The sequence below is a fragment of the Asticcacaulis sp. DW145 genome, from assembly GCF_037101385.1.
GTDB classification, from domain to species: domain Bacteria; phylum Pseudomonadota; class Alphaproteobacteria; order Caulobacterales; family Caulobacteraceae; genus Asticcacaulis; species Asticcacaulis currens.
The window spans coordinates 25,578-39,278 of record NZ_AP029026.1 but is presented as its reverse complement, the minus strand read 5'-3'; the positions used below and the strand labels follow the sequence as shown (position 1 = coordinate 39,278).

Genomic DNA, 13,701 nt, shown 5'->3' with positions numbered 1-13,701 from the left:
AACCAATCCGGGGACGCACAATGGGAAGGGATTAAACACCATGAAACTCAGAAGCACCGCCCTTATGTTCAGCGCCTCTCTTCTGGCACTCAGTACCGCCAGTGCCGCGCTGGCCCAGAATACGCAAACCGCACAACCTGCCGCATCGGCTGCCGATGGCGTTCAGGAAGTGATCGTCGTGGGTGCGCGCCGCGCCGAACAGTCGGCCATTAACCGCAAAAAGCGCGCGGCGACAGCTCAAGATTCCATCGTCGCCGACGACGTCGGCAACTTCCCGGACAAGAACGTCGGTGAGGCCATCGCGCGCATCGCCGGTGTGGCCCTCGACGTAACCGACTCCGGCGATCAGGGCGGCTTCACCATTCGCGGCCAGACCGCCGATCTGATCCGCATCGAAGTCGATGGCATGTCCATGCTGCCGACCGATTCGCAAAACGGACGTTCCGTAACGGCCCTCAACGACATGTCGTCGGATCTGATCAAGAGCGTGGACGTGATCAAGGGCCAGACCGCCGATATGCGCCCCGGCGGCGTCGGCGGCACGGTGAAGATCGAACAGCGCGGCGGTCTCGACTTCGCCAAGCCTTTGTACAAATTCAATCTGCAGTATCAGCGCAATACCCTGGACGGCAACTGGTCGCCGCGCGCCAACCTCATCCTGACGCGCAAATTCCTCGATAACCGTCTGGGGGTCCTGTTCAACTTCACCTATGACGACGCGCGCACTTCGACCGATTTCAACAGCGTGTCAGACAAGCAGATCGGCTATCAGCCATCCGGCGATCACGACAACTCGCCGGAAAAGACCTTCACCACGCCCTACGATAAGGTGGCCGCCGCCGTCACCACCAAGGCCGGCTGCGCGGCCCTGCCGACGACGGGTATCAACAGCCGTCTGAACTGCTATGCGCAGTGGGAAGACTATGCGCCGTCGTTGCCGCGTATGCGGCGTGAAAACCGCCGCGATACGCGCACCTCGTTCCAGTTGCGCGCCGACTATCGTTTCAGCGACAGCCTGACCGGCTTCATCTCCTACAACCCCAATATCCGCAAACAGGATTTTCAGGCCTATAACCTTCAGATCATCGCGCCTTCCGGCTCGACCTCGACGGCGGGTGTGCTGAGCACCAACATGCGCAATGTGGTGGTCAATGCCAACCATTACATTACCCAGTACGATCTGATCCGTGGCAATGGCGTCACCACGCTGAACTATGACAGCCAGGTGCGCGATATTCAGCGGACCAATGAACAGCACTACACCCAGATCGGCCTCGACTATAAAAAGGGTCAGTGGATCGCCAAGGGGCGCATCCAGTACGGCTTTGCCAAGGGCGAGCGCGAAGATGATGCCTTCAAGATCATCGCCTCCATCCCTTCGGCGCGTTTTTACATGATCCCGGAAAACGGCCTGTGGACGTTTGAGGTGCCGAATGTCGATCTGAGCAGTCCTTCGGCCTTCTACCCCACTGCGGCCGACAATGCCGGAGCGACGCCGCGTCCCGGTGTTTTCCAGAATCCGACGACCACGGCGCGTCTGGAATACACGCCGCAGGCCGACAAGAATAACGAGCTGAACCTTCAACTCGATGTGACGCGCTTCTTCGATAATTTTGGCCCGCTAAAGACGGTCAAGTTCGGCGTCTCTCATACGGCGCGCGAAAACAAGACGTGGCGCGAGGGCGGCTTTAACATCGCACCGGGCGTCACCCTGTCGCGGGCCCGCAGCCTCGACTATATCCGCCTGTGCGACCCCAGCGTCAGCGGCGCCAACTGTCAGTATGGCTCACGCACCCTTGTGACCAGCCCGACCAGTCAGGACCGTCTGGAAAAGGAGCATATGCTCACCCCGGCCCAGTATCGCGAACTGCTGCAAAACAGCATCATCAAGATGCCGGGCGCCAACTATTTCGAAGGCATGCCGGACCGCGGGGCCCTGATCAATTCGTGGACGGCGTTCGACTTCGACAGCTTCTTCGGCACGCTTGGCAAATATGCCGACCTCAGCCACCACAATCTGAACTGCCTGTACGAATGTATCGCGTCGGACGGCAAGACCTATACCCGCCCCAGCTACTCGACTGAAGAAGACACGACCTCGGCCTATCTGATGGGCGATTTCGAAACCCGTCTGTTCGGTATGCCGGTAATGGGCAATCTCGGCTTCCGCTATCAGCGCATCGAGGTGCATGCCGCACCTTCGATCAACTTCTATAACCGCACGCTCGATACGACCAAGGTTTCGGCCAACAATCCGGCCCCCTATACCGACGTTTTTGTGTCGCGCCGCATCAGTCAGATCGACCGCCAGTCGGAAGACTTCCTGCCGAGCTTCAACCTGGCCGTCTGGCCGATCGAGGATCAGGTGGTCGTGCGCTATTCGATTGCCAAGCAGCGCGCGCGCCCCAGCATGACCAACCTGACCGGGACGAGTGCGGCCAACTGCTATAAGCTCGATCAGGCCCTGCTCAACTTCTATGCCAATAATCCCGGCTATTTTGACGACGGTGACCCGGACACCGAAGACCCTACCGCTTCGAGCGCTACCCGCTGCTCGGGTCGTATCGGCAATCCGGAGCTGAAGGGTTATGAGGCCACCACCTCCAACCTGTCGCTGGAATGGTATCCCAACAAGGACACGCAGGTGTCTGTGGCCTCCTACAGCATCGACGTAAAGACGCAGCGTCCCGAAAACGTCACCCTGCCGGAGTACGAGCTTGAGGGCACCAAGTACATCGCCGATACTTTTGAAGATGGTCCCGGCGGGCTCAAGCAAACCGGTTTCGAAGTGTCGGCGAAGACCGCCTTCACCTACCTGCCGTGGTATCTGCGGTATACAGGCGCGGGCTTCAACTATTCCAAGACCGAGTCGAACGCCGCCAATACGGCGATTGACCCGATCACCGGCAAGGCCCTGCCGCCGCGCGGCCAGTCTGACTACTACTACAACGTCAATCTCTGGTACGATGACGGCCGTCTCAACGCCCGCGTCGCCTATCAAAAGCGCGACTTCTATTATGATCGCATGGACGCCAGCGAAAGCGCCAACCGCGTGCCGAACGAAGCGACCCAACAGGCGCTTGGCATCAACCTGGAGCCCTATGGCGGCGCGACCAGCTACTTCAAAACCGTGACCCCCATCTACAAGAACGGCTCGAAGTCGCTGGATGCGCGCATGTCCTATAAGGTCAACAAGAAGCTAGAACTGTTTGCCGAAGGCAAGAACCTGCTCGATGATATGGTGACGCGTTATTCGCCGGAGGAATACCGCAATGTCGGCAATGGTACGCCCTATGTGTTCGATACCCTCTACTATGGTCGCCGTTATTACTTCGGTATCATCACGACCTTCTAAACCCTTTTAAGTACGCGTAACTTTGCCCGTAACTGAGTCCGGCCCCCTTCATCCGGGGCCGGACCCTTTTTAAGGACGTTTCCCATGACCTTGCACCCGCGCCTGAAACACGCCACCCTGTCGCTGGTCATGAGCGCCCTTCTGGCCGCATCGGTTGTGGCCGCCGATGCGCCGCAGACAACCCCCGTGGCCGGGATCGAAGCGCGCTGGCTGACCCTGCCGAAGCGTCCTGATACTGTTTTTGCCCCGGACCGGGTGCCAAGCCGTCAGGCGATCCTGCCCGTGCTGGAATACGTCGCCGCCGCTCAGATCGCCGATATGAGCCGCCGTCCGATCCAGCTTTCGACGGGCTCCAACCTCTCTGAAATTTCCTCCAACTGGGTGGCCGCCACCTTCTATGTCGGCGCCAGCCGACTGGCGCGGATCAGCGATAATCCCGACACGCTGCGCTTTCTGACCGCCACGGCGGAGCATTATAACTACGCCTTTCGCGGCGCGCGGGCCGAGCGTCTGATGCTCAATGCCGACGAGCTGGCTATTGGCGACCTCTATCAGGAACTCTATGCGCGCCGGGGGCAGCCGGGCGTGCTCATGCCCTTGCAACAGCGCCTCGATTACATGGTGCCGCACCTCAACCGCCCGCAGGAGACCGAGGCCCTGATCTGGTGGTGGAGCGACGCCCTGTTCATGGCCCCGCCGGTGCTGGCGCGACAATCGGCCCTGACCGGCGATCCTAAATACCTCAAGGCCATGGACAGGGAATGGCGACGCACGGCCGCGCGTTTGTGGGTCGAACAGGACCGCCTCTTCCTGCGCGACGAGCGTTTCAAGGACCAAAGCCATCTAGGCACAGGCGGCAAACCCATCTACTGGGCGCGCGGCAATGGCTGGGTGATGGGCGGCCTCGTGCGCGTGCTGGAGGCCATGCCCGCTGGGTTTGAAGGCCGTGCCTTCTATGTCGATATCTTCAAAAAGATGGCCAGCCGCCTGATCGAATTGCAGCAGGCCGACGGCCTGTGGCGCAGCGACCTCAATGACCCAAAGGGCTATCCCGAAGCCGAAACCTCCGGCTCGGCCTTCTTCGTCTATGCGCTGGCCTGGGGGATCAATCACGGTCTGCTGGACCGCGCCACCTATCAGCCGGCGGTGACGAAGGGCTGGGCGGCGCTTAATCGCCATGTCCTGCCCAATGGCCTGATCGGCGCGGCGCAAAAGACCGGCGACCGCCCGGTCCCGACCAAGCCCACCGATGTCGGCCCCTATGCCACCGGGGCCTATCTGCTGGCCGGAATCGAGGTGATGGACCTCACTGAACCGGTACAGGCCTTGCCCGAAGCGCCCCTGCCGCGCGACGGCGAGGACGCCATCTTCGCCAGCACACCGCAACCCATCGCGCCGGTGACCGTCGTCGGGGACGCCGAAAAAGCGCGCCGCGAGGCCGAAATGAAGGCGACCCGCGCCCTCGCCTACGATCCGGCGACGCTGAAACGCCCGGCCCCGGTTGAAAAGCTGACGCCACCCGCTGATCAGACGCCGCGCGCCGTCGCCCGCTTTGCGCCGGATCGCCTCGATGACCTCCTGTGGGAAAATGACCGCGTGGCGCACCGCATCTACGGCCCGGCATTGGAAGCGCGCGAAGCGCCGTCGGGTTCCGGCATCGACGTGTGGGCCAAGCGTGTGCGCTATCCCTTCATGGACCGGCAACTGAAATTCCCCAACTACCACACCGACCGCGGTGAAGGGCTCGACTATTACGATGTCGGGCGCGGGCGCGGCGCGGGCGGGCTTGGCATCTGGTACGACAACAAGCTGTGGACATCGCGCAACTTCTCGACCTACCGCATCGACAAGACCGGCGGCGATGAGGCGAAGTTCAGCGTCGATTACCGTCCCTGGCCCGTCGATGTGGTGCGCAAGGTATGGGAGACGCGCACCTTCTCCCTGCCGCTGGGGTCGAACTTCACGCGCATGACCTCAACCCTGCGCTCGGACACCAAAGACCCGCTGATCGTCGGCATCGGCATCAACAAGCGTAAGAGCGATGGCGGGTCGGGCGTGGTGACGAAGGACGCCAAAAACGGTCTGCTGAGCTTCTGGGAGCCGGACGTCGGCGATCACGGCCATATCGGCATCACCATCGCCGTCGATCCGGCCCTGGTCGAAGGCTTTACCGAAGACGCTGAAAACTATCTGATTCTGGTGCGCGTCACGCCGGGTACGCCCTTCGTTTATTACATGGGATCGGCCTGGGACGGCGGGCTTGATTTCAAATCGCGCGAGGCGTGGGACGCCTTCGTCGGGACGCAGACCTTCAGCTTTAAACCTGTACCGTAAGGAGTACCCCATGTCGGATTCGACCCGCCGCGCCGCGTTGAAGGGCCTGTGGGGGGCCTCGGCCCTGCTGCCTCTGGTCGTGGGGCAGGCCGCGCAGGCGCAAACCCCGGCGACACCTGCCCCCGCCCCGCAAGGGCCGATCCCGCGCCAATTCATCGACCCGAAGACGGGTCGCCGCGTGATCCGAATATCCGACGAAGACGGCTCTGGCGTGCTTTACTTCTACCGCCCGGTCTATACCCCCCAGGGCGATCTTATGGTGATCAAGTCGCCGTCGGGCATTGTGGCCGTGCGCCTGAGCGACTGGAAGACCAGCCTGCTCGTCAAGGGCAAGGATAACGAGCTTCTGTTCATGATGCGCACCACGCGCGAAGCGGTCTATGCCGTCACCGACCCCGGTGAGGGCGAGGCCGAGGACCGCCCCAAGACGCTCTACGCCATCCATGTGGACACCAAAACGGTGCGCAAGCTGACGCGCATCCCGGCCGGGCGCATCACCGGTTCCAATGCCGATGACACCCTGCTTCTGGGTCAGGTCGCCTATGGCGCCAAGCCCTTACAGCCCAAGGACAAGGGCTCGCTGGAAAAGTTCGGTCAGGCCGAATATGCGGCGCTGGGGCCGGACGGCAAGCCGCTCAACTTCGCCAGGGCCAAGGGCGTGCGGATGCTGGAACGCTGGGCGGCGCGCGTGCCGGCGGAGCTGTTCACTATCGACCTCAAAACACAGGCGCGAAGCGTCCTCTACACAACCGAGGAATGGATCGGCCACGCCCAGTTTTCACCGACCGACCCGACCCTGATCCGCTTCTGCATGGAAGGGCCGTGGCACCGCGTGGATCGCATCAAGCTCATCCGATCCGACGGCACAGGGCTGAAAAGTGCGCACACCCGCAGCATGAATATGGAGATCTGGGGCCACGAATTCTTCAGCCCCGATGGTAAATGGCTGTGGTACGACCTGCAAACGCCGCGCGGTCAGGTCTTCTGGGTGGCGGGCCTCGAACTCGCCACCGGCAAGCGCGTCTGGAAGCGGCTGGAGGCCAACGACTGGGGCGTGCACTTCAACATGGCGCCCGACAATAAAACCTTTGCCTCGGACGGCGGCGATGCCGACATGGTGGCCCACGCACCGGACGGCAAATGGATTTCGCTGCTGGAGGCCGAAACCATCGTCGATGCCGACCTGCCCTCCTATGATGCGGACCTGATCACGATTGAAAAGTTCAGGGCGACGCGGCTGGTCGATATGACGGCGCACGACTACCGCCTTGAGCCCAATCTACGCTTTACGCCGGATGGCCAGTGGCTGGTCTTCGTCTCCAACATGCACGGCGCCAATCACGTCTATGCGGTCGATGCCCGGCCGGGGGTGCCCGGCTGATCATGTTTGAAAAGACCTATTACGCCACCCACCCGGATCAGCTGGCGCTCGCCGATACGCAGACCCTGCGCGACCGCTATCTGATCAGCGGCCTGTTCGCGCCCGAAGCGGTCAGGCTGAACTACCTCCATCAGGAACGCCTCGTGATCGGCGGGGCCGCCCCGGTGCAGCAGCGCGTCGCCCTGCCCGTGGTGAGCGAGCCCGCCTCGGCCGCCGGGTCGTCCTTTCTGGCGCGCCGCGAAATGGGCGTCGTCAATGTCGGCAGCGGTGCGGGTACGGTGCGCGTCGAAGGCGTCGCCTATGCGCTGAGCCCGCTCGATGCCCTCTATATCGGCGCGGATACGGGCGAGGTGACGTTTGAAAGCGTGGACGCCGCGACCCCGGCGCGCTTCTACCTCGCTTCGACCCCGTCGCATGTCAGCTATCCCACCCGGCACATACCGCTGTCGGGCAGTCACCCGCTGGAACGCGGCAGCCTTCAGACCTCGAACGACCGCATCATCCATCAACTGATCGTGCCGCGCGTCTGCCGTTCGGCGCAGTTGCTAATGGGCCTGACCCTGCTCAAGCCCGGCAATGTGTGGAACACCATGCCGCCGCACCTGCACGACCGCCGCTCGGAGGCCTATTTCTATTTTCAGATGGGCGAAAACGATCGCGTGTTTCACTTCATGGGTCAGCCGGGCCACACGCGCCACCTGGTCGCCGCCAATGAAGACGCCATTATCTGCCCGCCGTGGTCGATCCATTGCGGGGCGGGGACTTCCAACTATGCCTTCATCTGGGCCATGGGCGGCGAAAACCTCGACTATGGCGATTTCAGCGAACTGGACCTGTGCCAACTGGCCTGAGGCCGCTTGTCGTCTGTCCGGATTAGAGTGGATTTTGTTCCTTAAATCAAAATCCACTCTAATTGTCTGTTTTGTCGCGCATTTGATACCGAAAACCGTTACACACTTTTCGGAATGCGCTCTAAGGGTTACAGTCCATTTCGTTTGAACGCGTACTGACCTTTGTCCGGACGGCTGGGGAGCCCCTTATGACGACATCGCCTGTTCATGCCACGCTGATCGCGGCGGCCCTCACCCTTGCGGCCTTGCCCGCCGCAGGTCAGAGCGTACCGCCGGCTTCGGCCACCCGGGCGGCGGCCCCCGCCTCGCTCATTCCCGCCGAGGCCTATACCCTGCCCAACGGGATGCGGGTGGTGCTCAATGTGGACCGGTCGGACCCGGTCGTGGCGGTGGCGCTGGTCGCGCATGTGGGCTCCGCGCGCGAAGTGCCCGGACGCACCGGCTTTGCCCACCTGTTCGAGCACCTGTTTTTCCTGAATTCGGAAAACCTCGGCCCCGGAGGGCTCGACAAGCTGTCGGCGCGCGTGGGCGGTGAAGGGGCCAATGGCTACACCAATATGGACCACACGGTCTATTTGCAGACCGTTCCCAATGATGCGCTGGAAAAGATGCTGTGGGCCGAAGCCGACAAGCTCGGCTTCTTCATCAATACCGTCACACCGGCCGTCGTCGCCAAAGAGATCGAGGTCGTCAAGAACGAGAAGCGTCAGCGCGTGGACAATGTCCCCTATGGTCAGGTCCTGCCCATCGTTCAGTCGGCCCTGTTTGCCCCCGACCACCCCTATAGCTGGACGACGATAGGCTCGCTGGCGGACCTGTCGGCGGCCTCGCTTGAGGGTGTCCGCAGCTTCTACCGCCGCTGGTACGTCCCCAACAACGTCACCCTCGTGATTTCCGGCGACTTCGATCCGGCCCAGACCCGCCAGTGGGTCGAACGCTATTTCGGCGAGTTCAAGGCGGGTCAGCCCGCCCCCATCCCCACCCCGCGCCCGGCCAGCCTGAGCGAAACGCGCCGGCTGAGCTATGTCGATAAGTTCGCCCCCCTGCCGCAGCTCACCCTGGTGTGGCCCGCCACACAAAAGGGCGCGCCGGAGACGGTGGCGGATGAGCTGTTGTTCGCCGCTCTGACCGAAGGGCCGGATGGTCCGGTCTATCAGGCCGTGGTCGAAGACGCCAAGGTCAGCGACGGCGTGGACGGCTTCGTCTGGGACAATCAGATCACCGGCCTCGGCCTGATGCAGATCCGGGCTTTTGAAAATGTGCCGCTGGACACGGTGCGGGCGGCGGTCAGTGCGGGTATGGCCCGCTTCCGGCGCGAGGGCATCAGCGCGGAAAAGCTGGAGCGCCTGAAGGCGTCACGCGAGGCCGCCCTCTATCAGCAGGTGGGCAGCGTCATCGGCAAGGTGCAGATGATCGCCGACTCCGAAACCCAGTCCCGCCGTCCTGATCTGGTCGATACCTATCTGAAGCAACTGAAGGCCCTCACCCCGGCGGACGTGATGGCGGCGCTCGACCGCTTCGATCTGGCGCGGCCGCACCTTGAACTCAGCGTCTTGCCAAAGGGTCAGGACGCGCTCGCCCTTAGCGGATCGCAACCGGCGAAGGTCGAGGCCGAAGAGGCGATTGTGCAGGGGGCCGAAGCGGCGGTTGATCAGACGGCCGGGCGCACGCAGGTGCCGCGCACGCCGTCGCGCATCGACCGCACGGTTGAACCGCCCGCAGGCCCGACCCCGCAGGTGAAAACGCCCGCCATCTGGAAAGGGGCCCTGCCCAACGGGACGGGCCTGACGGGCATAGAAGACCACGAACTGCCGGTTGTGGCCTTCCAGATCGCGATTGACGGCGGTCAGTTGCGCGACGACCCCGCGCGCCCGGGGGCGGCCAGTCTGGTCGCCGACATGCTGGTGCGTGGCACCCAAACCCGCACGCGCGAGCAGTTCCAGAACGCCCTGAAAGGCCTGGGGGCCAGCCTGTCGGTCGATGTGGGCCAGGAACGCACCCTGATCAGCGGCACGACCCTGGCCCGCAATTTCGGGGCAACGGCGGCGCTGATCACCGAAATGCTCACTGAACCGCGCTGGGACCCGGAAGAACTGGCGCTGGCCAAGTCCGCGGCGATTGCCGGGATTCAGGCCTCCCGCGCCGAGCCGGAGGAGGTGGCGGAACTGGTCATGCGCCGCGCCCTCTATAAAGGCAGCGCGCTGGCCAACGATGTGCGCGGCACGCCGGAATCGGTCACCGCCCTCAGTCTGGATGACCTGAAGCGCTTTATGGCCAGCACCTATGCGCCGCAGGCCGCCCGCATCCGCGTGGCCGGAGCGATCAGCGAAGCGGAGGTCGCCAAGGCTTTTGCACCGCTGGCGGCGCGCTGGACCGGACCGGCACCGACCCCGATGGGCAGCATTGCCTTTAGCGAACCGGCGCGCACGCAGATCCTGTTCTACGACGTACCGGGCGCCAAGCAGTCGGCTCTGCTCTTTGTGCGGCCGGGCCCGGCGCGCGGTTCGGGCGACTGGTTCAAGGGCTATGCGGCCAACTTCATTCTGGGCGGGGGCGGCTTCGCGTCACGCCTGACGCAGGAACTGCGCGAAGGCAAGGGCTATACCTACGCGGCCGACTCGCGCTTTGCAGGCGGCACGACCGGCGGGCGCTTTGAAATGACGGCGCCGGTGCGCGCCAATGTCACGCTGGAATCCGCGACCCTGATGCGGGACATCATGCGCGACTTTGGCACCACCTACACCCAGGCCGATCTCGACCTGACCAAGGGATCGCTGATCAAGGCGCGCGCCCGCGCCTTCGAGACGCTGCGCGCCAAGCTGGGGCTTCTCGCCCGTATCGGAGATGACGGTCTGCCCGCAGACTATATTGCCCGCGAAAACGCCACCCTGTCCACGCTCGACAGAGCCACGGTGCAGCAGGTGGCGCGCACCTATCTGAACACGGATCGCATGATACTGGTGGTGGTCGGGGACGCGGCGACGCAGGCCAAGCGTCTGGAAGCACTAGGCTATGGCCCGGTGCAGATGGTCGAGCCCTTCCGGTAAGCCGCAAGCCGCACCGCGACTACCGTTGCACACGTTTTGGAAGGCGTTCTCAACACCTTACCAGCTCTGGGCGGTGCTCTCATCCTCAAGATAGAGCGCCGACAGGCTGTCGGAATAGTCCATCAGAAGTTCGGAATATTCTTCCGCCGACATGCGCTGCATGCGGTTGACCCGCGACATGCGGTAATTCCAGAAGGAGCTGATGTGGCTGAGGATGCCAATATGTTCGCCCAGTTCGAAGAACAACGACGGGCCTTCGAGCAGGAAGCGACGGAAGGGGCCGGGATCATGCCCCTTGGTCAGGGCCAGATAGGCCTGATCATAGACGGCCAGCGTGCGACCGACCGAGACGATGGCCAGTGAAATCCGCTTGGCCAGACGCGGGCGGATATCGGCCAGAAACTCCAGCACCGCCTTGTCGCGCGTCAGCATGGGCTGGTAGGTCGCGAGCCCGTTGAGCACCTTGTTCAGTTCGCCCTGAAGCTCGGTATAGCGCCATTTGAAATAGAGAAAGCCACGCCACGAGAAGATGCCGTCGGAAAATTCGGCGCTGGACAGGCGCAGCGTCATGCGCAGCGGATCGAGTTCATTATCGAGTTCGTTCGCCAGAATTTTGCCCGCCAGTTTAAGCGTCGCCTGCTGCATGGCCGAGCCGAAGGCCTCGCGCACCAGACTCTCGATTTCGCCATTGGCAAAGCCGATCATGCGCGCAATGTCGGCCTGGGTGATATGCAGATAACAGCTTGCGGGGCGATAGCCGCGCCGCCCCAGATGCTCGCGCACCAAAAACGGATCGAGCGACGGCAGTTCATCCAGCGCGCGCAACACCTCTACATCCGGCAGGGCCGCGATGGTTTTGGTGTTATAGATGTTGCGTAAGAAGTTGTCGTAACCGACCTGCCCCACCAGCACCGACTGCCCGCCCAGTTTCAGATCGTCCGGATCGAACGGCAGGATGATCTTGGTCGTGGTGCGGCGCGGCTTAGTGAACAGGTCCTGCTCATTGGCGCGCAGCGTGTGTTTGAGGATCAGGGCCCGGTTCATCTGCCGGTTGGCAAAGAACGGCTTGGCCGTATATTCCGGCAATTCGCCGTGCGCACGATAGACGTAGCCGAGGTTCAGCACGCGCGACGTCGAGGCCGTCTCGCCGAGATTTGCGAGGCTGCGCACATCCTTCTGCGTGCCGGACATTTCAAAAACCATAAGAGGACCCCCGCCCTGCTTATCTGCGTCAGCCGCCCGCTGCGACCGCCGTCTGCCAATAGGGTTACGCCACTCTATAATCGCGAGTTATGGGATCACAGGATTAACCAGTGGTAAATAAACACCCGTCCGTAGCGAATGGGAACCCACTGGCATTACACATTTTCGTGCATATTGTGCGCCAATGCCCTATAGGCCACCCTGCGGGGGTGTGATCGCCTTGTGAAAGGGAATGCCATGCGTCGTTTTCTGGCCCTGATCTGCGTCTGTGTCGCCGTCGTGACCCTGAGCGGATTGGGGATCTGGCAGGTGCAGCGCCTGATGTGGAAAACGGAGCTGATCAAAACCGTCACGGCGCGCGTCCATGCCGCTCCTCAGCCCCTGGTGCGCGGACCGGGTGGCTGGCCCGCCTTCACCGCTGAGCGCGATGAATACCGGCGCGTGAGGCTGCGTGGTCATTTCCGACATGACAAGGAAACGCAGGTCTATGCTCTGACCGATTTAGGTGCGGGCTACTGGGTGATGACGCCGCTGGAGACACCAGACGGCACGGTCATGGTCAATCGCGGCTATGTGCCGACGGATAAGCGTGATCCGGCCACGCGCACCGCCGGGCAGATAGGCGGCGAGGTCGAGGTCACTGGCCTTGTTCGCCTGAGCCAGGACAGGGGCTGGCTGTTCTCGCAGCCCAACGACCCGGCCAAGGACCAATGGTTCCTGCGCGACGTGGCGCAGATCGCGAGGGCGCGTCAGCTCAAGGTGCCCAACTGGTTCGTCGACGCCGAGGCCACGCCCTTGCCCGGCGGCCTACCGCAGGGCGGACTGACCGTCGTACGCTTCACCAACAACCATCTGGTCTATGCCATTACGTGGTTCAGTCTGGCGGGCGGTCTGGCCGGCATCAGTCTGTGGCTAAGCCGTCGCGGCCGGCGGGGAGAGATGTCCGGGGATGAGCCACAGGCAAAGTAAAAGCGCCCGTCCGATGGACGGGCGCTTCGTTTATTATTCTCGTTTCAACCCCGTTTAAACCTCTCACGCCGTCTGGGTGAGCCAGCGCGCCAGACGCTCCTCATTGCGGTCCATAATGGCCAGATGCAGGCGACGGAACGGCGCATTGACCAGCTCCAGAGACACATCAAACATGCCCAGACCGCGACGCGGGGCGACGGCGGCGACGATGTGATCGCGCGGAATGGCGATGTCGAGCAGGACGCCCTGATATTCCAGACGGTCTTCAAAGACGCGCAGTTCGCAGCGCCAGAGAACCGGGGTGAGGAAGAGCGCAATCGACACCGGGATCATACCCAGCACCACGCCCGAAAACTGTTGCAGAACCGTGCCGCCCGCCAGATAGGCCTGCGCCATAAGCAGAACGCCTGCGACAATTTGTAGCAGGGCCGCCGACAGCAGGGCGATTTTGACGACCGGTCCGAAACGATAGGTGTGCAGAGCATCCGTCATGTCAGTTCCTCCATAGCTGACGCCAAAACTCACAACAGCGTCAATTTGTCTCATCCTTACGCGCCGCAA

The 13,701-nt window shown here is 62.6% G+C and carries 8 protein-coding genes; 6 read left to right on the top strand and 2 right to left on the bottom strand.

From position 1 onward, the window contains the following. The first annotated feature begins 40 nt into the window (after positions 1-40). The 5 genes from AACH73_RS17390 (at position 41) to AACH73_RS17370 (ending at position 10,968) form a co-directional block, all read left to right on the top strand. Positions 41-3,355: a TonB-dependent receptor gene (locus AACH73_RS17390; RefSeq protein ID WP_338736507.1), complete on the top strand. Its 3,315-nt coding sequence runs from the start codon at positions 41-43 to the stop codon at positions 3,353-3,355. Positions 3,356-3,439: 84 nt separating this feature from the next. After that, a complete protein-coding gene (locus AACH73_RS17385; protein ID WP_338736506.1) occupies positions 3,440-5,689 on the top strand; it encodes a glycoside hydrolase family 88 protein in 2,250 nt (749 codons plus the stop codon). Between the two features lie 10 nt (positions 5,690-5,699). After that, entirely contained in the window at positions 5,700-7,070 is a 1,371-nt protein-coding gene (locus AACH73_RS17380) for an oligogalacturonate lyase family protein (RefSeq protein ID WP_338736505.1), read from the top strand. Between the two features lie 2 nt (positions 7,071-7,072). Further along, positions 7,073-7,921 (top strand): 5-dehydro-4-deoxy-D-glucuronate isomerase, encoded by an 849-nt coding sequence (gene kduI, locus AACH73_RS17375; RefSeq protein WP_338736504.1) that lies wholly within the window; start codon positions 7,073-7,075, stop codon positions 7,919-7,921. Positions 7,922-8,109: 188 nt separating this feature from the next. Beyond that, positions 8,110-10,968: a pitrilysin family protein gene (locus AACH73_RS17370; RefSeq protein ID WP_338736503.1), complete on the top strand. Its 2,859-nt coding sequence runs from the start codon at positions 8,110-8,112 to the stop codon at positions 10,966-10,968. Positions 10,969-11,025: 57 nt separating this feature from the next. Here AACH73_RS17370 and AACH73_RS17365 read toward each other — a convergent pair whose 3' ends face one another. Beyond that, positions 11,026-12,171, bottom strand: a complete 1,146-nt coding sequence (locus tag AACH73_RS17365; protein ID WP_272741179.1) for a hypothetical protein — start codon at positions 12,169-12,171, stop codon at positions 11,026-11,028. Positions 12,172-12,408: 237 nt separating this feature from the next. Here AACH73_RS17365 and AACH73_RS17360 point away from each other — a divergent pair, with 237 nt between their 5' ends. After that, positions 12,409-13,140: an SURF1 family protein gene (locus tag AACH73_RS17360; protein ID WP_338736502.1), complete on the top strand. Its 732-nt coding sequence runs from the start codon at positions 12,409-12,411 to the stop codon at positions 13,138-13,140. A 63-nt stretch (positions 13,141-13,203) separates the two neighbouring features. On the opposite strand, the gene AACH73_RS17355 is transcribed toward AACH73_RS17360, so the two are convergent. After that, positions 13,204-13,632: a hypothetical protein gene (locus AACH73_RS17355; RefSeq protein WP_272741177.1), complete on the bottom strand. Its 429-nt coding sequence runs from the start codon at positions 13,630-13,632 to the stop codon at positions 13,204-13,206. Positions 13,633-13,701: the final 69 nt, after the last annotated feature.